This window comes from Streptomyces sp. YIM 130001, assembly GCF_003574445.1.
Classification (GTDB): domain Bacteria; phylum Actinomycetota; class Actinomycetes; order Streptomycetales; family Streptomycetaceae; genus Streptomyces.
Window position 1 is genome coordinate 25,079 of sequence record NZ_KZ984560.1, and the last position, 17,476, is coordinate 42,554.

Here is a 17,476-nt window from a genome sequence, read left to right on the forward strand (position 1 = left end):
GTCCGCCCTCAGCTCTGCGCGGTGACGGTATGCGCGACGGCGGCCGCCACGGTCACCGGGCGGTCGATGAAGCCCGTACGCAGGAAGATGTCGGCCGCTTCCTGCTGCTCGGCGAGGAACGCCTCGTCGACCTGCTCGATGCGCCACGGCAGGGACCGCAGCGCCTCTTCCCAGTCGTCGACCGTTCCGGGCTGCTGCTCGGACGCCAACCGGGCCGTCTCGTCGGGGTGTTCGGCCGCCCAGGAGTCGGCGCGCGCGAGCGCCCGGGTCAGCGCGTCGACGACCTCCGGCCGCTGCTCGGCCAGGTCACGCCGGGTGAAGAACACCGAACGGTCGCTGATCACCTCACCGGTGGGGACCAGCACCCGCAGGCCTCCGGCCCGGCGCGCGGCCGCCAACTGCGGGCCCTGCGCGACCCAGGCCGCGATCTCCCCGTCCCGCAGCAGCCGCTCGCTGCCGGCGTCGCTGCGGACGGCGGTGATGTCGGTGGCGTAGGAGAGGCCGGCGTCGTCCAGGGCCTTGGCGATCAGATGGGTCTGCCAGGAGCCGATCGCCAGGTGGACGGTGCCGCCCTTGAGGTCGGCGACGGTACGCGCCGGGCTGTCCTCGGTGACGAGGAGCGCGCCGTGCTCGGGGCGCGGCGCGGAGACGGCGGTGTAGACGAGGTCGTGGCCGGCCGCCTGGGCGGTGACGGGCGGGGTCGAGCCGGTGCCGCCGAAGTCGATCACACCCTGGCTGAGCAGCTCGCCGGTGCGGACGCCGTTCGTGTACGGGTGGAAGGCCACGGTCTCGCCGACGGTGGCGAGTTCCTCGGCCGCGAAGTCGAGGTGGGGGCGGCCGGACAGGTGGGCGAGGTGGAAGAGGGTCGGGTTGCTGTGGTGCACACCGATGGTGATGGTCATTCAGATCACTCCGGATTCGACGGGGCGGGTCGGTTCTACGGGTTCGGCGGACTCGGTGGGTTCGGCGGATTCCGCGGATTCCGCGGGTTCGGCGGGTTCAGCGGGTTCGGCGGTTCGGGCTGGTGTGGTGGCACCCGACGCCGTTGCCGGTTCGGCGAGTTCGCCTGGCGGCTCGGCAACCTGCACCCCCAGGTCGTTCAGCAGCCGTCGGCGCAGCGCCGCCAAGGCCGGGTCTCCGGGATCGCGCGGCCCCGGCACGCCGACACGTTCGTCGGTGACGAGACGGCCGTCGCGCAGGACGCACACCCGGTCGGCGAGGCGTACGGCCTCCTCCACGTCGTGGGTCACGAGCAGCACGGCGGGCCGGTGCACCCGGCACAGTTCACCCACCAGGTCCTGCATCCGCAGCCGCGTCAGTGCGTCGAGCGCCGCGAACGGCTCGTCGAGCAACAGGAGTTCGGGCTCACGCACCAGCGCACGGGCGAGCGCGACCCGCTGCGCCTCACCGCCGGACAGCGTCGCCGGCCAGGCGTCCGCGTGCCGTTCGAGACCCACCTCGGCGAGCGCCCGGCTGCCGTGCCCGGCCCTGCCGCGCGGCAGACCGACGGTCACATTGGCCAGGACCCGCTTGGACGGAACGAGCCTGGGCTCCTGGAAGACGATCGTGCGTGCCTCGGGTACGAGCACCTCTCCCCCGTCGGCCCCGTCCAGCGCACCCAGAATTCGCAGCAGGGTCGTCTTGCCGCTGCCGCTCGCTCCGAGCAGCGCCACGAACTCGCCCCTGCCGATGGTCAGATCGAGCCCGTCGAGCACGGCCCGATCCCCGAACACCCGGCGCAGGCCGCTGACTTGTACGGCGGTACTCATCGGCCCGCCCCCGCTCCCGGGCCTGCCGTGCGCCAGGGCATCAGCACCCGCTCGAGCAGCCGGACGATCCCGTCCGCCGTGAGGCCGAGCAGCCCGTACACCAGGATGCAGACGGCGAGGATGTCGGTCCGGGCGTAGCTCTGCGCCTGGGACATCAAGTAGCCGATTCCCGCAGTCGCGTTGATCTCCTCGGCGGCGATCAGAGCGATCACGCTGAGCGTCATCGAGAGCCGCAGTCCGGCCAGCAGCGACGGGAGCGCGCCGGGCAGCACGACCTCGCGCACGATGCCGATCCGGCCGACGCCGAAGCTGCGCATCGCCTCGATCAGCTTGCGGTCGGTGTTGCGGACACCGCCGGCCGTGGAGACGTACATCGGGAAGGTCGTGGCGACCGCGATCAGCAGGATCTTCGCGATCTCGTTGATGCCGAACCAGACCATGAACAGCGGCACGAGCGCCAGGAACGGGATGGTGCGCAGCGTCTGCAGCGAGGAGTCGAGCAGCTCGTCGCCGAGCCGGGTGAACCCGGTGACGACACCGAGCGTGAGGCCGACGACGAGCCCGATGAGCAGGCCGATCCCGGAGCGGGTGAGCGAGGTGGAGAGGGCGTCGGGCAGCTGACCGTTGCCCCACAGCTCGCCCGTGGCCCGTACGACGTCGGCCGGTGAGGCGAGTACGTCGGGCGTGAGCACTCCGGTCGCCGCGGCCGCCCACCACAGGGCGAGCAGCGCGAGCGGGCCGAGGGCGCGCACGGTCAGGGCGTACGTCCGGGAGCGGGCCTTGCGGGCCGGCGGGCGCGGGGCGACCAGGCCGGCGGTCGCGGTGTCCCGCTGGGGCTCGCCGGCCTTCTGCCCTTTCTCGTAGGGGAGTTGGGCCGTCGCCATCACAGTTTCCCGATGTCGAGGATGTGTTCGGCGACGTCGACCTTGGTCCGGGTCACCTTCTGTTCGGCGTAGAACTCGGCCGCTTCCTCGAACCGTGCGACGTCCTGGTCGGTGACCGGCTCGACCGTGCCGCCCTGCCGGATGAAGTCGATCTGCACGGACTTGGCCTTGCCGGTGAGCGCCTGCGGGCCGCCGTCGGTGTTCACGTTCAGGTACGCCGCCGGGTCCTTCTTCTGCCGCACGCTGCCGTCGTGCAGATAGCGGTAGAGGGCCTTGACGACCTCGGGATGCTGCTTCGCGAACTCGGTGCGTACGGCGGTGAGGCTGTAGTTGTCCGAACCGATGGTCTTGCCGTCGGTGACGAAGTGCGCCTTGCCGGTGCCGAGTTCGGACACGGAGTAGGCGGCCCAGACGGCCCAGGCGTCGACCTTGCCGGTGTTGAAGACGGATGCGGTCTGGTCGGGCCGCAGATACACCCGCTCCACCTTGTCGGGCGGGATGCCTTCCTCGGCCAGCGCCTTGAGCAGCAGGTACTCGCCGGTGCCGCCCTTGTTGACCGCGACCTTCCGGCCGACCAGATCCTTGACGGAGTCGATTCCGGAGCCCTTCCGGGCCAGGATGCCCTCGCCCGCACCGTCGGGTGCGGTGGCGGTGAAGAACTTGAAGCCGGGTGTCTGGGTCAGCGAGGTGATGCCGGAGGTGATGGAGCCGGTGGCGACGTCGAGCTGGTCGGCGTTCATGGCCTGCGCGGACGGTTCGAAGGGGCCGGAGCTGCCGGTCCAGGCGACCTTGGCATTGACCTTGCCGAGCGCCTTGTCGAGCGATCCGTCCTTCTTTCCGGCGGCGAGTACGCCCGCATTGCCGGGGTCGGGAATGCGCACGGTGACCTGCTTGCCGCCGGAGCCGGCGGACGAGTCGGCCTCCGATGTCCCGCAGCCGGAGAGCGCGGCGAGCGCCACGGCGGAGGCGAGGGCGACGACCGCGGTCCGGGGGACTCGGGGCGTTCGAGGGTCTCGGGAGGTGCGGGGGGCTCGGGAGGTGCGGGGGATGCGCGCGGGGGTGCTGGGGATACGCATGGGGGTCCTTAGATGTCCTGACGGGGCGGGGTCGGGGAATCTGGCGAGGCGGGGCCGGGCGTTCCGGCCTCGTGCAGCCGGGCCGCGGCGCGGGTCAGCGGTCCCGGGTCCGCCCACTCGCCGACGTCGACGCGCTCGGGCAGGAAGCCGTGGCCGCGCAGCGCCTCCTCCTGGCGGACGAGCAGGGCGAGCCGGTCCTCGGAGAGGCCGGGGTGCAGAGTGCGGTGGGTGCCGGGGCGGTAGGCGCCGAGCACGCCCGTCGAGCCGGCTCCGGTCTCGGCGCCGAGAATCCGGTTCACCTCGTCCGGCCGGTCCGCGGCCCAGTCGGCGGCGCGCAGCAGGACGGCGAGGAAGCGGTCGACCAGGTCGGGGCGGGCGTCGAGCAGGTCCTGGTGGACGGTGATGGGGCGCGGCGTCCCGTTGTTCACCCGGTGGGCGGGATCAGGGAGTTCGTCGAGTTCGACGGCCACCTCGGCACCTGCGTCGCGCGCCGCCTCGACGGCGAGTGCCCCCTTCACGTAGACGGCGTCGACCTCGCCGCGGCGCAGGGCGTCCAGTTCGGCCGCCCACTGCCCGGTGTGCCGGCCGGCCGGGACGTCGACCCGTACGGCGTCCTCGGGAGCGAGTCCGGCGGAGGCGAGGGCGCCGTCGAAGCCACGCAGCGCCATGGCCCGCCAGAAGTCGATGTCCAGGTCGTGCCGCGGTACGGCGAGGCGACGGCCGCGCAGGGCGCCGGCGCCCCGGATGCCGGACGTCGGCGAGACGAGCACCGTCTGCCGTTCCTCGATCCAGGTGAGGCCGACGAGCCGGGTGCGCTGTCCGCGTGAACGGGCCCACAGGGCGGGCACGTTGCCGCCCTCCCGGAAGAGTCCGGGCAGGGCGTGCGTGTAGTGCGTACGCCGGGCGGCGGCGTCCACGTCCCGGCCCCCGTCCTGGAGCGACCGTACGGCGATGCCCTCGGGGGCGAACTCGTCGGCGAGCCAACCGCGGTCGGCGGCGATACCGGTCGCGGTGGGGACGGGACAGCGGGTGTACCAGAGGGTGTCGGGTGTGGCGAGGGTGGTGGAGGGCGGTGCCGTGGTCCGGTGGGCGGGAGCGATCGGCATGGTGGTTCCCGGGGTTGGGGTGCGGAAGGGTGCGGGTGCCCTGGGCTGGGCGGGACGGGACGCGGCGGACTGGAGGCATCGCCGTCATCGCAGGCATCGACGACATCGCCGGTTCCCGTCCGGTCGTACGCAAGGGCGGCAGCAGGCGGCAAAGAGGCCGATCGGCGGGCGCGTGTCCGTCGGAGGAGGCCTACAGGGGGTGACCAGTCGGCGGTGCGTGCTCCTGGCTGTACGCATGGCCGCGCCGACGCATGCGCTCACGGCTGTCGGCGACAGCTCTGCTCACGGGTGCGCTCATGGCCCTACCGACGGATGTGTTCACGCACGTGCCCGAAGGCCCGCTGATGAGCGCGATCACGGCGACCCGTCGCCGCGGGTCAGCAACAGCAGGCGCTGGAGACGCGGCCCAGGTCGATATGGCGGCGCAGGGTGAGCCCGTACGGAGCGGGCGTGAGCGGAACGGAGGCGGTGACGGACAACGCGCTGCTCCCTTCCCGCCTGCGCCGGCCCGGTGGCCGGCGACGATGGAAGCAGCCTGGCACGGCCCACGGAAGCCGGGCAAGCACCTTCCCATGATGTGGGACTCACTGTGAACTCAGTGTTTCCTGCCCGGAGTAGGCACGTTTTCGGCTGCCGTAATGTGGGATCTCCGAGGGGCCGTAGCCGACGCCGCCGGACCGACGAGGAAGGCCACAGGTGACATTCGTGAGACAGGCGGAGGCCGGGCGCGCGCCCGGCGGCGCGCAGGCCGTGCAGCGGGCCCTCGACATACTGCACTGTTTCCACGACAACGCCCCCGACCTCAGCGCCTCGGAGCTCGCCGGACGGCTCGGGCTCTCCACCTCGACCGCGCACCGGCTGGCCAGGACCCTGCTCGGCGCCGGGTTCCTGGAGCAGGACGCCCGGACCGCCCGCTACCGACTCGGGCCGGCCGTAACGGAGTTGGGCCGCCTCTCGTACCACCAGCGCGGCCTCCACCTGGCCTCGCCGGAACTGGCCGAGCTGGCCCGGCGCACGGGCGCGACCGCCGACCTGGCGATCCGCAGCGGCCCGTACGCGGTGATCGTGGCCGGCGGTTCGGTCACTCCGAAGGTCGGCCTGCGCAGACCACTGCACTCCACGGCCCTCGGCAAGGTGCTGCTCGCCTGGCCCCGGCCGGGCGAGGGCGGCCCCGAGACGCTGCCGCCGCTGCGCGCGTTCACCGATCGCACGATCGTCGAAGTCGAGGCTTTCGCAAGAGAGTTGGAGCAGGTGCGGGAGGCCGCCCACGCCCTCAACGACGGCGAGTCGGCCCACGGCGTACGCACCCTCGCCGTCCCCGTTCTCGACCGCGGCGGCTCCGCCCGCTTCGCCCTCGCCGTCCGCGCGACCCCCGAGGTGATCACCGACGAACGCATGCCCTGGTTCGTCGACCAGGCTCGCGCCTGCACCCATGCCCTGGAAGTACTGCTGCTCCCGCCGGGCGAGCGCGGCGGCCCCGCGTCCACCTGAGCGCGCACCCAACACCCCGGTAGGTCAAGGCAGTTGGGAGGCCAGCGCAGTCAGGAGGCTTGCGACTCCGGCCGGGCCGGGGACCACCAGGTCGGCGCGGGCGGCGAGTTCGGTGACCTCCGTGCTGCCGCTGCAGACCAGCAGACCGGTGCGGCCCGTGCCGTCGGTGCGGATCCGCTCGACCGCGGCGAACGCGGGCAGGTCGCCGAGGTCGTCGCCGGCGTAGAGGACGGATCGTGCGTCGTACCGCCGCAGGTGGTCGGTGAGTGCCACGCCCTTGTCCATGCCGGGCGGGCGCAGTTCGAGGACGTAGCGACCGGGTTCGACGATCAGTTCGTGGCGGGCGGCGAGCGCGTCCAGCGGTGCGCGCAGCGCGTCGAACGCGGCCGCAGGGTCGGTGGCGCGGCGGGTGTGCACGGCCACCGCACGCCCCTTCTCCTCGATCCAGCTCTCGTCGCGCAAGCCCGAATCGGCGATCACGGAGGGGAGTTCGGCGAGCGTCGCGGCTACACCCGGGTGCGGCGGGGGCGCCTGCACGGTGCGGTTGACGGCGTCCCAGCGCTCGGCTCCGTAGTGACCGAGGACCACCAGATGCTCCAGGCCCGGCACTTGGCCGAACCCGCCGTACTCGACGGCGACGGCAGCGGGCCGGCCCGTCACCACGACGACGGACGCGACCTTGGGCGCCAGCGCGGTGAGCGCGGCCAGGACCGCGGGGTGTGCGCGAGCACGGGTGGGGTCGGCGACGATCTCCGCGAGGGTCCCGTCGAAGTCCAGCGCGACGACGGCGCGCTCCGGCTCCTCCCGCACGGCCCGCAACGCGTCCCGCCCCGCGGGCGTGGTGGGTTCGGGCAGCGCGGCACGGTGCGACTCGGTCCCCATGGCAGCGACCCTACCGAGTTCCCGCCCCTCCGGCGATCGAGGACATCGTGGGTCCGGCCCGACCGGCGCTCGAAGGTGGCCCGCGGGGCCGCCGCACCGAAAGGGCCGACAAGCCCTACCGCGCGCCCCTCCGCGCCTCCCGCAGCCGACGGAGGCGGTTGACCGTGACGGGGTCGTGGGCAACGGCCCGGACATCGTCCAGGAGCGCGCCCAGGCGCTGGTAGTAGCGAGCCGGCGACATGCCGAGGTCCTCGCGGATCGCCCGCTCCTTCACCCCGGGCGAAGGCCACTCGCGCCGCTCCATGGCCAGTACGGCCAGGTCCCGCGCCGAGAGCCCGCCCTCGGGACCGTCGGCCGCCGCCTGCTCCTCCTCGCTCATGCGCCCACGCTAACGCGCACCACGGACACCCCCAGCGTCCGCTACTCCGCCGCCTCCGCGGCCGTCGCGGCGTTCTGCAGACTGCTCAGCACGTCCGCCGCGCTGCCGGCATCCGATACCGCCCCACCGATCTGCTTCTTGATCTCCGCGCTGACCTGCGCCCAGGAGGTCTTGCCGACCGGGTACAGCTGCGAGGAGTCGAGCTCCTCGATGAACGGCTTGAGCGCCTTGTGCGAGGTGTCCGCCGCCATCGCTTCGGAAGCCGACGTCGTCACCGGCAGGATGTTGTAGCGCTCGGAGAATTCGACGACGTTCTTCTCGCTGTACGCGAAGTCGAGGAACTCGCCGATCTCCTCGCGGTGGCCGTTCTGCTTGAAGCCCATCATCCAGTCGGCCACACCCATCGTGGCCTCGGACTTCCCGTCGGGCCCCGGCATCGGCACCATCCCGAAGTCGACGCCCTTCGCCCTGGCCTGCTTCATCAGCGTCGGATGGCCGTTGAGCATCCCGACGTCGCCGCTCGAGAACGCGTCGAAGGCGTCCTGCCGGTTGAGTTCGGCCGGCGCCACCGGACCGGTGAGGCCCGGGGCGACCAGCTTGTCCTTCAGCCAGCCGAAGGTCTTCACGTTCTGCTCGTCATCGAGCGTGTACGCGCCGGTGTTGTCGGTGTAACCGGCGCCGCCGCTGAGCATCCAGATCAGAGTCTCAGCCGGCGCCTCCTCGGCGCCGAGCGGCAGCGCGAAGGGGTACTTCACCCCGTTGGCCTTCAGCTTCTGCGCGTCCTCGGCGAGCTGCGGCCAGGTCTTCGGCGGCGTGAGCGAGGCGTTCTCGAAGAGCTCCTTGTTGTAGAAGAGCAGTCGGGTCGAGGACGCGAACGGCAGGCCGTACTGCGTGCGCTTGAGTTCGCCGGCCTCGGTCAACGAAGGCAGGAAGTCGGACTGCACCGGTACCGAGAGCAGTTCGTCGGCGCTGTAGAGCTTGCCGCTCGCGGCGTAGTCGGCGTACGCGCCGATCTGGGCGATGTCCGGGGCCTCGCCCTTGCGGACCATGGCGGCGACCTTCGCGTCCACGTCCTTCCAGGAGTAGACGTCGACGTCGACCTTGATGCCGGAGTGCTCGGCCTCGAAGTTCTTCGCCAGTTCGTCCCAGTACTTCTGCGAACTGTTGCCCGCGTTGTCGCCGTAATCGGCAGCGACCATCTTGAGTGTGACCTCGTCCGAGCCGGAGGTCATCCCGCACCCGGCGAGCACCGCCGTCATCCCCAGTGCGGCCGTCGCCGCCGTCAGAACAGTCCTACGCCGCTGCACCGCTTGTTGCCCCTCATATGTTGCCGCAGTCCTCCGTCGGCCGCTCCCCCGTGCAAAGGCCGCCCAATAGGTCTACACCACCCACATCTCGCTTCTGCAACGGCCAGGGCGCTGCCGCACGGCGGGCGCACCGTTGCCCGCGGTCCTTCCCACCTGCTATGCACGTGCCATCCCGCTGTCCTGCCTGTTCGAGGAGCCGCACGCGCATGTCACGTACCGCAGCAGAAATAGCAACGCAGCCGAGCTGCTGGCGCCGCGCGGCCGAGGCCGCCGCGGTCTTCGAAGGGCTCCCGCAGCCCGGCGAGCGGGTCGCGGTCACCGGTTGCGGCACGTCCTGGTTCATGGCGATCGCCTACGCGGCGCTGCGGGAGGCCGCGGGACAGGGCGAGACCGATGCCTTCGCGTCGTCGGAGTTCCCGGGCGGGCGGGCCTACGACCGGGTGGTGGCGATCACCCGGTCCGGCACCACGACCGAGGTGCTCGACCTGTTGCGCGAACTGCGCGGCACCGTACCGACGTCGGCCCTCACCGCCGATCCGGGGACGCCCGTGATGGACACCGCGGACGCCGTCGCCGTACTGGACTTCGCGGACGAGGAGTCCGTCGTACAGACCCGATTCGCGACCACCGCGCTGTCGTTCCTGCGGGCCGGGCTCGGGGACATCCCCGGGGTGAAGTCCGTCGCGGACGCGGCCGTCGACGCGGAGCTCGCGGTGACCGAGCCGCTGCCGGAGGCGGTGCTCGGCGCCGAGCAGTGGACGTTCCTCGGCCGCGGCTGGACGTACGGGCTCGCGCTCGAGGCGGGCCTGAAGATGCGGGAGGCCGCGGGCGCGTGGACCGAGGCGTACCCGGCGATGGAGTACCGGCACGGGCCGATCTCGATCACCGGACCCGGGCGGGTGGCGTGGATGTTCGGGAGCCTGCCGGAGGGTCTCGCCGGGGACGTGGACCGGGTCGGCGGCCATCTGGTGGCCCGCCAGGACGCGGACCCGCTGGCGGATCTGATCCGGGCGCAGCGGCTGGCCGTCGCGCTGGCCGAGTCGAAGGGCTACGACCCGGACCGGCCGCGGAACCTCTCGCGGAGCGTGATCCTCTCCTGACCGAGCCCGGTCCTCCGGCGTTCGACGGCGCCGGAGGACCGGGACGCGGGCCCTGCCGCACACGCCGAAAACCGGGGTGACGCACCGCCCGGAAGCGGGGATCATAGGGGCCATGTCCGGCCCCTATGTGATCCGAGGAAACGTCGCCCTGCCAGAGTCCGAACTGGCATGGCGCTTCACGCGTTCCTCAGGACCCGGCGGCCAGCACGTCAACACCAGCGATTCCCGCGTGGAGCTCCGCTTCGACCTGGCGAGGACCGAAGCGCTGCCGGACGTCTGGAAGGAGCGCGCCCTGGAGCGCCTCGCCTCCCGCCTCGTCGACGGCGTGATCACCGTACGAGCCTCCGAGCACCGCTCCCAGTGGCGCAACCGCGAGATGGCCGCCACCCGCCTCGCCTCCCTCCTCGCCGAGGCGACGGCCCCGCCACCGCGCCCCCGCCGCGCGACGAAGATCCCCCGCGGCATCAACGAACGCCGCCTCCGCCAGAAGAAGGCCCGCAGCGACACGAAGCGCGGCCGCTCCGGCAAGAACTGGACCTGAGACCGGTGCCTGCCCGGACACTCCGCCCGGCGTCGGCGGGCGACGTCGAAGCCGTGGCCGCACTCCGCGCCGTCGTCCTCCGCCCGGACCTGGAGCGCCTCGGGCGCTACGACGAGCACCGCGTACGCAGGCGCCTGCGCGACAGCTTCGCGCCCGCCCATACCCAAGTCATCGAAGTGGACGGCGAGTTCGCCGGCTGCGTGGCCCTGCGCCCGGCCGCGGACGCCCACTGGCTGGAGCACTTCTACCTGACCCCGCACCTCCAGGGCTCCGGCATCGGCACCAGCGTCCTGCGCGAACTCCTCGCCCGGTGCGACGACCACGCCGTCCCCGTCCGCCTGAACGTCCTGCGCGGCAGCCCGGCCCGCCGCCTCTACGAACGTCACGCCTTCACCGTCGACTCCGCGGACCCGGTGGACGTCTTCATGTCCCGGACGCCGGCGGTCGGGGCGATGCCACGGGTGGCGAGCTGAACACGAGTCGCCCTCAGCGCCGCGCACAGCGCATCTTCAGGCGTCCGATCCGACGGTCCCGAAGACACGGATCCGCAAGCCGCCGGGCCGGGCACGCCTGGGACCGACCGTGCGGCGCACGCCCTTCCACTCGGTGCGCAGGCCCTCGACGCCCGCCGTCGCATCGCGCGGAACCCTGATACGGGCCCCGCCGGTGCCGAGCAGCAGCTCCACACCGACCATCCAGTACTCGAGGACTGCCGGCCCGCAAACAGGCGCGGGTGCCCCCTGCCGAAGGCGGACTCGACCTTGAGTGCCCCTGGTGCGAGTGCCGCCGGCCGGCTCCAGAGACTGGCCGAAGCTCTACGCGACGCGGCAGGACTCGGCGAGCGGTCGCAGGGCGTGCACAGCGTGCGTCGCCGAGCCCCACGCGGTCACCGACTCCCGCGACGCCCTCCGCCGGATGACGCTCGACATGAAGTCCGGCAGGGCCGAGCGCCTGCTCCGAGCGGGCCGAGCCCGCGCGGGACGCGGTGACCCGGCATCGAGGCCGCCGCGGGCCCCGGTCACCATGGTGCGATGGATCATCGCTACGTCGGCATCCCGGAGTTGACCGGCGTCCCCCGCGTCGCCGTCGTCATCGACGTGATGCGCGCCTTCACCGTGGCCGCCTGGGCCTTCTCGCGCGGCGTCGAGCGGATCGTGCTCGCCTCGACGGAACGTGAAGCGCTCGACCTGAAGGACGCCAACCCGGGTTGGCTGGCGCTGAAGGACGGGGCACCGGCCGCCGGATTCGACGCGGTGAACTCGCCCGGCCTGCTCAGGTCACGCGATTTCACCGGGCGCACGTTGGTGCAGAAGACGACGGCAGGGACCGTGGGCGCGCTGGCCGTGGCGGACGCCCCGATGGTCCTGTGCGCGAGCTTCGTGGTGGCCGGCCCGACCGCGCGGTTCCTGGAGTCCGAGGGGTGCGGTCCGGTGACGTTCGTGGTCACGGGTGAGGGAGGCCGGGCCGACGAGGACCTGGCCTGCGCCGAGTACATCGGTCGGCGCATCGCCGGCAGCGAGGTCGAGGCGGACCCGTATCTGCGACGGGCCAGGTCGTCCCGTGCCGCCGCCGACCTGGCCGGCGGGCTGCGGAGCGGGTACCACCCGGACGATGTCGAACTCTGCCTGGAGATCGACGTTTTCGCGTTCGCGATGGTCGCCCGCCAGGAGGAGTCCCTGACCGTACTGCGCCCCGTCGCGGTGCCGGCCGCCCGGAGCCGGCTGCCCTGACCGGGCCGGCCCGGCCCGGCCCGGCCCGCCCGCTTTGTCACGGAACCGTCGCGTCCTCCCCCACCCCTGCAACGCCGAGCCGACCGCCCGACGTCCCTCCGAAGAGACACGTACATCGGCAGCGGTTCGGGGGAACGATGGACGGTACACAAGGACAGGAACAGGCAGGCCAGTTGGACGGGCTGATGCGCGAGATCCGCCGTCAGGCCCAGCACTCGGCAGGGCCGGACGTACAGCGCGTCCTCGACTGGCTGCACGAGCGGACCGGCGCCCAGCACGCCCTCGTCACGGACGCGCGCGGCTCGGTCGAGACGGCCACGGCCGGCTTCCCGGATGACGTGCTGCGGCCACTGGCTCCGCTGCTCACGCGGTTGTCCGGCGGGCAGTTGGGCGCTGCCGCGACCCGGTCCGGCGCGCTGCACGTGAGCTGCGAAGCCCTCGGACCGTACGAGCCACGGCCCGTGCTCGTGACGGTCGGCGGGTCGGAGCCGACCCGGGACGCCCGCGCGCTCACGTCCTACACCGGCAGTGTGCTGACGCTGCTGCGCCGTGCGGTGAGCGGCGACCGGAGCCGGCTCGGGTACCAGCACAAGGCCCGTCAGCTGCGGTTCGCGGTACTGCACGCGTTACTGGCGGGCGAGCCGCTGCTCGCCCGGCGGATGACCAACGGTGCCGTGCCGCCGCTGCTCGACGCCGCCCGTGTGCGCGTCCAGCTCCTGCGCTGCCCTGCGGACCGGGACCGGATCGCGCGGATGCGGGAGGACGCGTCCGGCTATCACGGCAGGGACCTGCTGGTGCACTGCCCGGTCTTCAAGGACCACTTGATCTGTCTCGTCGCGGAGGACGACGAGGCGGCGGGCCCGCGGGGCGACCGGGCGGACCGTCCCGGCGAGTTCCTGCGGCGCCTCGTACGGGACAACCCGGGTTACGCGCTGGGGATCAGCGGCGCGCACCCGCTCGAAGCGACGGCAGCGGCGTACGCCCAGGCCGCCCACGCCCTGTCCGCCACCCGTACCGCGGCCGACCGCGTGGTGTTCCACGACGGCCGGAGCTCTTTGGCGGATGTGCTCCCCGCCGGCCCGGCCCGGCGGTGGGCCGATTCGCTGCTGCGGCCACTGGACTCGGCGCCGAAGTCCGGCATCGAGGTCACCCGCCTGGCGATGAGCATGCCCCGGTCCGGCGTGGCCCGCCTGCTCGGCCTGAGCCGCAACACGGTGGCCGCACACCTCAGGCGTACGGAACTGTCCCTGGGCCGGAGCCTCACCCACGTCCGTTCCAGGGCGGCCGTACAACTGGCCCTGACCCTGCGCGCCGGGGACGGCAGGGGGGCCGGCGACGGCCGTCAACCGCCGCCCAGCCTGGACGACTTGCTGAGCGGTGAGCCGGCCGCGGCCTGGGCCGGCGCCACGCTCCGGCCCCTTGAACCCGGCCACCGCCGCACCCTGGAGGCCTGGATCGACGCCGACACCGACGCCAAGGAGACCGCCTGCCGGCTCGGCCTCAGCCGCAACACGGTGCGGGCCCACCTGCGCGCCGCCGAGTCCGCGATCGGCCTCGACCTGCTGACCCACGGCACAGCGGTCCACGACGTGGTCCACGCCCTGTCCATCACATCCGCCCGCACGGCCCGAGCGCAGTGAACGCAGCGGTCCGGGCGTCACCCCGCGAGCTCATGGCACGGGGTGGTCCGGACATCGCGCCGGACGGCCTGAGCACCGTGCACAACCGGCCCCGGATTCTGCGCACCGTGCACATTGGCCCTGCCCCACGACTCCGCCTACCGTCGTGGCAACGGTCATCGGGGGAGGCCGTACCGGCTCCGGGGGGAGCCGTGCCACCCCTGGCGACCGCAGCGGCCTCGGGGGAGGCCGTCGGGGGACGCACCGCCCGGGGGAATCGGTGCGGAGAAGAGAGCACATCATGAGCATCCTGAAGTCGCGCGGATTCCGCTCCGCAGTGGTCACGGCCACCGCACTCGGCACGGTCGCGGTCGCCGGTACGGCCGCCTCGGCGGAGCCCGTGGACGCGCAGGCCGGCAAGTGGAAGTCGTACGGCACCATCTACGACGGCAAGCCGGACAAGGGCGGCATCGACGTCATCACCGCCCGCTACTGGAGCGGCAACAAGAAGACCCAGGCCGCCATCAACTTCCAGTCGTACGGCGAGGTCTGGACCGCGCACAACAAGACCGCCACCACCGCGACGGTCTACGGCTACGTCAACGGCAAGCTGAAGGTCTCCAAGAAGCTGGCCGCGGGCAAGAAGTGGCGCAAGAACGACAGCTTCGGCGAGGGCAAGGACGTCTCGGTCAAGGTGAAGCTGCACAAGCGGGGATCCGCCTCGCACGGAGGCGGCCGCAGCTGACCCCTGCCGCCACTCACAGGCGATGGTCCGTCCGGTGCACCGGACGGACCATCGGCGTTCGCGTCGAGAAGGGCGCGCGAAGTCACCCCAACTGCCGGTACTTCCCCCGGAAGTACGTCAGCGGACCCCCCGAGTCGGACGGCAGCGACGCGGTGAGGACACGGCCGATGACGAGGGTGTGGTCGCCGGCCGGGACGCGCTCTTCGGTGCGGCACTCGAGCGTGGCGAGGGCGCCGCCGACCAGGGGCGCCAGGGACACCTCACCGCGGGTGTAGGGGATGTCGTCGAAGAGGAGGCGGTCGCTGATCCGGCCCTTCATGGCGAAACGGCCCGCGATGTGCCGCTGGCTCTCGGAGAGCACCGAGACGCCCCACAGCGGCTGTTCGTCGAGCAGGTCGTCCATGCGGGAGCCGTTGCGCAGGCTGACGAGCACCAGCGGCGGGTCGAGCGAGACCGACATGAAGGCCGTCGCCGTCATCCCCACGTCCTCGCCGCGCGTGATGTCGTGCCGCCCGGCAGGGGAGGCGGCGCTGGGCGGGTCCTCGCCGAGGGGCGGTTCGCAGGCCGTCACCAGGACCACGCCGGCGGCGAGCCGGGACATGGCGGCGCGGAACTCGTCGTTGCTCACCCCCTCAGCATGCACAGAGGGGTGGGGTACGCGTGGGACGACGGTGGACTCGAGCACAGGGACACGACCTTCAGTACGAGGGGTACACGTCAACGCTAATCGCGGCCGCGGCGCGGCACATCGGGCCGGGGTCCTAGGTCCGCGGCCCGGCCGGTCCTCCACGTACCCCCGCCGAGTACCCGGGCCGCGCGCCGGGCGTGTGCCCGCGCATCCGAGGGGATCATCGCTCCACCACCGACCCTGCCACCTGCGCGAAGGGCTGCTTTGCGTTCCGTAAGGGCGGGCGGCCGGCTGGGGGCGCGACGTCGCCTGCGCCCCATCTGCCGCGCCCCGCTTGTGACTTGAGTCACAGGGGTCAGAATTTGTTGACCCTGTGTACCGGGCGTACAGCTCACTGTGATTCAGTGGCGGAGACCCTAAGGCACTGAGTGCTGACTGAGTGCCGACCGCGTACGAAGAGACGGCCCGCAAGCCCTCCGCCCGGGGCGGAGGAGGCAGACGGGCGGGCGATGCGAATCCTGGAGTTGCTGTCGAGGTCTCGGGGAGAGCGAGCATGGAGACCGAGTCGGAGCCCTACGTCCGCCTTGCGACCCTGCGACAGCTGCACCAGGCCGTCGCGGAGCTGAACACCGCCCGGAGCCTGGCGGACACCCTGCAGACCGTCGCGGACGGCATGGTGAGCGGCCTCGGCTACGGACTGGCGTGCGTGAACCTCGTACGGCCCGACGGGGACCTGGTCATCGCCGCCTTCGCCGGCGACCCGGCGGCAGAGGCCCTGATCACCGGACGGGTCGGGTCCCGCAGCTCCTGGGACCGCCGCCTCGCGATGGGCGAGGCCTGGGGCGACCTGCGGTTCATCCCGCACACCGAGGGCTGGGTGCTCGACGAGGACGACGTCCCGCAGTGGCACACCGACGGCCCGGCGCCCCGCTTCGAGGACGAGTGGCACCCCGCCGACCGGCTCTTCGCCCCGATGTACTCGCCGACCGCGGGCCGCGAACTGCTCGGCGTCATCTCCGTCGACCGGCCGCGCAACGGCCGGCTGCCCGGCGCCTGGGCCCGCGAGGCGCTGCAGATGTACGCCTTCCAGGCGGCGATTGCAATCAGTAACGCCCGCCTCCGAGCAAATATGCAGCGCGCCCTGGTCCGCCTGGAGCGGGAGCAGCAGGCACTGCGTGCCAGCGAGGAGTCCTTCCGGCAGGCCTTCGAGTACGCCCCCTCCGGGATGGCCATCGCCGAGATGGGCGGCGACCAGCACGGCCGGATCCTGCGGTCCAACGACGCCCTGTGCCGGCTCCTCGGCCGGAACGCCTCGGCGATGCGGCGGTACTCGTTCTCCGATCTGGTGCACCCCGAGGACGTCGGCACCCTGCTGCGCACCTCGGCCGAGGGCGGGCGGGCCGAACTGCGCCTGGTCCGCCGTGACGGCACCTATCTGTGGGTCTCGCTGCGCAACTCGGTGGTCGCCGACGCGGCCGACGGGCCGCGCTTCCTGCTCACCCACGTCGAGGACATCGAAGAGCGCAAGCGCCGCGAACTGCAGCTCGCCCACCGCGCCTCGCACGACTCCCTCACCGGCCTGCCGAACTCGGCCGAGCTCCGCTCCCGGCTCGCCGCCCGCCTGTGCAGCATGCCGCTCTCCGTCCAGCCGACCGCCATCGACGCCCTGGACGCGGCATACGGTGCCCCGTCCGCGTACGACCCCGTGCAGGACAGCGGTGGCCACACCTTCCGCTTCGACACTCCCCCGCCGCCGCTCGGCGCCTACGACCACCACGTGCACGTGATCGGCCCCGAGGGCGAGACCGACGACGGGACGAAGGGGCTCGCGGTGCTCTTCTGCGACCTCGACGGCTTCAAGTCGATCAACGACCGCTTCGGTCACCACACCGGCGACGCCGTCCTCATCGAGGTGGCCCGCCGTCTCACCGGCGGCGTGCGGGACGGGGACACGGTGGCGCGGCTCGGCGGCGACGAGTTCGTGGTGCTCGCGGACGGCCTCGGCCGCGCGGACGCCGCCGACCTCGCGGTCCGGCTGCGCAGCGCGATCATCCCGCCGATCCGGGTCGACGGACGGGCCGTACGCGTCGGCGCGAGCTTCGGTATCGGCTGGGCACACTGCGGAATGACCGCCGACGAAGTCCTGCAGTCGGCCGACCAACGGATGTACATCGAGAAACGATCGCGTGCCAAACAGCACAGGCGGGCAGGATAAGGCC

19 protein-coding genes are annotated in these 17,476 nt (G+C 72.4%); 8 read left to right on the forward strand and 11 right to left on the reverse strand.

The annotated features are described in order from the left end of the window. Positions 1 to 8 precede the first annotated feature (8 nt). The 6 genes from DSC45_RS22590 to DSC45_RS36940 form a co-directional block, all read right to left on the reverse strand. Positions 9 to 902, reverse strand: coding sequence for an ABC transporter substrate-binding protein (locus DSC45_RS22590; RefSeq protein ID WP_119293748.1), 894 nt, complete (start codon positions 900 to 902; stop codon positions 9 to 11). Then, positions 903 to 1,769, reverse strand: a complete 867-nt coding sequence (locus DSC45_RS22595) for an ABC transporter ATP-binding protein (protein WP_205571397.1) — start codon at positions 1,767 to 1,769, stop codon at positions 903 to 905. It abuts the gene before it with no gap. Continuing rightward, positions 1,766 to 2,653, reverse strand: a complete 888-nt coding sequence (locus DSC45_RS22600; protein WP_119293749.1) for an ABC transporter permease — start codon at positions 2,651 to 2,653, stop codon at positions 1,766 to 1,768. Before DSC45_RS22600 ends, DSC45_RS22595 begins: the two co-directional genes overlap by 4 nt. Beyond that, positions 2,653 to 3,729, reverse strand: a complete 1,077-nt coding sequence (locus DSC45_RS22605) for an NrtA/SsuA/CpmA family ABC transporter substrate-binding protein (protein ID WP_119293750.1) — start codon at positions 3,727 to 3,729, stop codon at positions 2,653 to 2,655. The genes DSC45_RS22600 and DSC45_RS22605 overlap by 1 nt, the downstream gene beginning before the upstream one ends. An 8-nt stretch (positions 3,730 to 3,737) precedes the next feature. Next, complete coding sequence (locus DSC45_RS22610; protein ID WP_119293751.1) at positions 3,738 to 4,835, reverse strand: ABC transporter substrate-binding protein; 1,098 nt, start codon at positions 4,833 to 4,835, stop codon at positions 3,738 to 3,740. A 377-nt stretch (positions 4,836 to 5,212) separates the two neighbouring features. Next, the gene (locus DSC45_RS36940) at positions 5,213 to 5,314 is read right to left on the reverse strand and encodes a putative leader peptide (RefSeq protein ID WP_346426671.1); all 102 of its coding nucleotides are present in this window, start codon (positions 5,312 to 5,314) and stop codon (positions 5,213 to 5,215) included. A 226-nt stretch (positions 5,315 to 5,540) separates the two neighbouring features. On the opposite strand from DSC45_RS36940, the gene DSC45_RS22615 reads away from it, so the two are divergent. Further along, positions 5,541 to 6,326, forward strand: coding sequence for an IclR family transcriptional regulator (locus tag DSC45_RS22615; protein WP_119293936.1), 786 nt, complete (start codon positions 5,541 to 5,543; stop codon positions 6,324 to 6,326). A gap of 24 nt (positions 6,327 to 6,350) precedes the next feature. Here the strand turns inward: DSC45_RS22615 and otsB are convergent, their stop codons facing one another. From otsB to DSC45_RS22630, 3 genes are all read right to left on the reverse strand, one after another. Further along, a complete protein-coding gene (gene otsB / locus DSC45_RS22620; protein ID WP_119293752.1) occupies positions 6,351 to 7,208 on the reverse strand; it encodes a trehalose-phosphatase in 858 nt (285 codons plus the stop codon). Between the two features lie 115 nt (positions 7,209 to 7,323). After that, entirely contained in the window at positions 7,324 to 7,587 is a 264-nt protein-coding gene (locus tag DSC45_RS22625) for a DUF3263 domain-containing protein (RefSeq protein ID WP_119293753.1), read from the reverse strand. 41 nt (positions 7,588 to 7,628) lie between these two features. After that, positions 7,629 to 8,894: an ABC transporter substrate-binding protein gene (locus DSC45_RS22630; protein WP_240434780.1), complete on the reverse strand. Its 1,266-nt coding sequence runs from the start codon at positions 8,892 to 8,894 to the stop codon at positions 7,629 to 7,631. A 206-nt stretch (positions 8,895 to 9,100) separates the two neighbouring features. Between DSC45_RS22630 and DSC45_RS22635 the strand changes: the two genes are divergently transcribed. The 3 genes from DSC45_RS22635 (at position 9,101) to DSC45_RS22645 (ending at position 11,008) form a co-directional block, all read left to right on the forward strand. Beyond that, positions 9,101 to 9,994 (forward strand): SIS domain-containing protein, encoded by an 894-nt coding sequence (locus tag DSC45_RS22635; protein WP_119293755.1) that lies wholly within the window; start codon positions 9,101 to 9,103, stop codon positions 9,992 to 9,994. Positions 9,995 to 10,106: 112 nt separating this feature from the next. Beyond that, entirely contained in the window at positions 10,107 to 10,535 is a 429-nt protein-coding gene (arfB, locus tag DSC45_RS22640; protein ID WP_119293756.1) for an alternative ribosome rescue aminoacyl-tRNA hydrolase ArfB, read from the forward strand. 5 nt (positions 10,536 to 10,540) lie between these two features. Further along, the gene (locus DSC45_RS22645) at positions 10,541 to 11,008 is read left to right on the forward strand and encodes a GNAT family N-acetyltransferase (protein ID WP_119293757.1); all 468 of its coding nucleotides are present in this window, start codon (positions 10,541 to 10,543) and stop codon (positions 11,006 to 11,008) included. Between the two features lie 36 nt (positions 11,009 to 11,044). Here the strand turns inward: DSC45_RS22645 and DSC45_RS22650 are convergent, their stop codons facing one another. After that, positions 11,045 to 11,230 carry a hypothetical protein gene (locus DSC45_RS22650; RefSeq protein ID WP_119293758.1) on the reverse strand — a complete coding sequence of 62 codons (186 nt, stop codon included), beginning with the start codon at positions 11,228 to 11,230 and terminating at the stop codon, positions 11,045 to 11,047. A gap of 336 nt (positions 11,231 to 11,566) precedes the next feature. Between DSC45_RS22650 and DSC45_RS22660 the strand changes: the two genes are divergently transcribed. The 3 genes from DSC45_RS22660 to DSC45_RS22670 all read left to right on the forward strand — a co-directional run bounded on the left by DSC45_RS22660 (position 11,567) and on the right by DSC45_RS22670 (position 14,629). After that, positions 11,567 to 12,265 (forward strand): 2-phosphosulfolactate phosphatase, encoded by a 699-nt coding sequence (locus DSC45_RS22660; protein ID WP_119293760.1) that lies wholly within the window; start codon positions 11,567 to 11,569, stop codon positions 12,263 to 12,265. A 137-nt stretch (positions 12,266 to 12,402) separates the two neighbouring features. Then, positions 12,403 to 13,905 (forward strand): helix-turn-helix domain-containing protein, encoded by a 1,503-nt coding sequence (locus DSC45_RS22665; RefSeq protein WP_119293761.1) that lies wholly within the window; start codon positions 12,403 to 12,405, stop codon positions 13,903 to 13,905. Positions 13,906 to 14,185: 280 nt separating this feature from the next. Then, positions 14,186 to 14,629, forward strand: a complete 444-nt coding sequence (locus tag DSC45_RS22670) for a hypothetical protein (RefSeq protein WP_119293762.1) — start codon at positions 14,186 to 14,188, stop codon at positions 14,627 to 14,629. Between the two features lie 82 nt (positions 14,630 to 14,711). Here the strand turns inward: DSC45_RS22670 and DSC45_RS22675 are convergent, their stop codons facing one another. Beyond that, a complete protein-coding gene (locus DSC45_RS22675) occupies positions 14,712 to 15,314 on the reverse strand; it encodes a flavin reductase family protein (RefSeq protein ID WP_240434781.1) in 603 nt (200 codons plus the stop codon). A gap of 496 nt (positions 15,315 to 15,810) precedes the next feature. Between DSC45_RS22675 and cdgB the strand changes: the two genes are divergently transcribed. Further along, positions 15,811 to 17,472, forward strand: a complete 1,662-nt coding sequence (cdgB, locus tag DSC45_RS22680; protein ID WP_119293763.1) for a diguanylate cyclase CdgB — start codon at positions 15,811 to 15,813, stop codon at positions 17,470 to 17,472. The last annotated feature ends 4 nt before the right edge of the window (positions 17,473 to 17,476 follow it).

Excerpts from the sequence above, each read along its gene's own strand:
- DSC45_RS22610 (WP_119293751.1), bottom strand. The coding sequence starts at position 4,835 with ATGCCGATCGCTCCCGCCCACCGGACCACGGCACCGCCCTCCACCACC.
- DSC45_RS22595 (WP_205571397.1), bottom strand. The coding sequence starts at position 1,769 with ATGAGTACCGCCGTACAAGTCAGCGGCCTGCGCCGGGTGTTCGGGGAT.
- DSC45_RS22660 (WP_119293760.1), top strand. The coding sequence starts at position 11,567 with ATGGATCATCGCTACGTCGGCATCCCGGAGTTGACCGGCGTCCCCCGC.
- DSC45_RS22590 (WP_119293748.1), bottom strand. The coding sequence starts at position 902 with ATGACCATCACCATCGGTGTGCACCACAGCAACCCGACCCTCTTCCAC.
- arfB (WP_119293756.1), top strand. The coding sequence starts at position 10,107 with ATGTCCGGCCCCTATGTGATCCGAGGAAACGTCGCCCTGCCAGAGTCC.
- cdgB (WP_119293763.1), top strand. The coding sequence starts at position 15,811 with ATGGAGACCGAGTCGGAGCCCTACGTCCGCCTTGCGACCCTGCGACAG.
- DSC45_RS22625 (WP_119293753.1), bottom strand. The coding sequence starts at position 7,587 with ATGAGCGAGGAGGAGCAGGCGGCGGCCGACGGTCCCGAGGGCGGGCTC.
- DSC45_RS22605 (WP_119293750.1), bottom strand. The coding sequence starts at position 3,729 with ATGCGTATCCCCAGCACCCCCGCGCGCATCCCCCGCACCTCCCGAGCC.
- DSC45_RS22670 (WP_119293762.1), top strand. The coding sequence starts at position 14,186 with ATGAGCATCCTGAAGTCGCGCGGATTCCGCTCCGCAGTGGTCACGGCC.
- DSC45_RS22650 (WP_119293758.1), bottom strand. The coding sequence starts at position 11,230 with ATGGTCGGTGTGGAGCTGCTGCTCGGCACCGGCGGGGCCCGTATCAGG.
- otsB (WP_119293752.1), bottom strand. The coding sequence starts at position 7,208 with ATGGGGACCGAGTCGCACCGTGCCGCGCTGCCCGAACCCACCACGCCC.
- DSC45_RS22635 (WP_119293755.1), top strand. The coding sequence starts at position 9,101 with ATGTCACGTACCGCAGCAGAAATAGCAACGCAGCCGAGCTGCTGGCGC.
- DSC45_RS22600 (WP_119293749.1), bottom strand. The coding sequence starts at position 2,653 with ATGGCGACGGCCCAACTCCCCTACGAGAAAGGGCAGAAGGCCGGCGAG.
- DSC45_RS22665 (WP_119293761.1), top strand. The coding sequence starts at position 12,403 with ATGGACGGTACACAAGGACAGGAACAGGCAGGCCAGTTGGACGGGCTG.